This window comes from Streptomyces sp. NRRL WC-3549 (assembly GCF_000721935.1).
GTDB lineage: Bacteria > Actinomycetota > Actinomycetes > Streptomycetales > Streptomycetaceae > Streptomyces.
The window spans coordinates 21,026-21,905 of the sequence record NZ_KL585432.1 but is presented as its reverse complement, the minus strand read 5'-3'; the positions used below and the strand labels follow the sequence as shown (position 1 = coordinate 21,905).

Here is an 880-nt window from a genome sequence, read left to right as displayed (position 1 = left end):
CGCGGGATCGGGGTGTCCGCCCGCCAGGTCACGCAGTCCGGTGGGCACCTTGGGGGGACGCCGTGAGCTGACGGAAGGGGCGGCCGCCACCACCGTGCCGCCGCGCCCCAGGGTCGTCACCACGCCGCGCCCGCGCAGCTCCTTGTAGGCCGCCGCGACCGTCCCGGCGCTCACGCCCAGCTCCTCGGCGAGCCGGCGCACCGGGGGCAGCGAGGCGCCGGGCCGCAGCGTGCCGTCGGCGACGCGGCTTTCGACGGAAGCGGAAATCTCTCTGGCCGTCGCCCCGGAGAGCGCATATTGTTCTGCCACAGACGAGAGTTTGTACCGATACAAAAATTCTGTCAAGGGGGAGCGATGGGGCCGATGCGATCGGCACAGAGGAAGGCCGGGCGTGTCCCGCTCAGCCGGCGGCTCGTCGTGCCGGGCGGCCGGGACGGCAGGCGGATGCTGGTGGTCGCCGTCATCGACAAGATCGGTACCGGCCTCTGGGCCGGGGCGTCGACGCTCTACTTCGTCTACGTCGCCCATCTGTCGGTGGCCCAGATCGGGACGCTGATGGGGGCGTCCGGGATCCTCGGCATCGCCGGGCCCCCGCTCGCCGGACGCCTCGCCGACCGCTTCCCGGTGACCCGCCTCCTCGTCGTCGCCCAACTGGCCAGGGGAGCCGCCCTGCTGGCGCTGCTGACCAGTCACGAGTTCTGGCCGCTGATGCTGTACTCGGCCCTGGGGGCGCTGCCCGACCGGGCGTCGAGCGTGCTGACCAAGCTGTTCGCCGCGCGCGTCGCGGGCCCGCAGCGCATCCGGTACCAGGCCATCCAGCGCACGGCGGTCAACATCGGGTGGGCGGTCGGCGGCGCGGGGGCCGCCGCCGTGCTCACCG

At 73.4% G+C, this 880-nt stretch carries 2 protein-coding genes; one reads left to right on the top strand and one right to left on the bottom strand.

What is annotated here, in order from left to right; genetic code table 11:
* The coding region (locus IH13_RS41545; protein WP_158791418.1) for a GntR family transcriptional regulator at positions 1-309 on the bottom strand (309 nt) is incomplete at its 3' end.
* A gap of 54 nt (positions 310-363) precedes the next feature.
* Here IH13_RS41545 and IH13_RS38945 point away from each other — a divergent pair.
* Positions 364-880 (top strand): MFS transporter (locus IH13_RS38945; protein WP_158791417.1); only part of this gene is annotated, 517 nt, incomplete at its 3' end.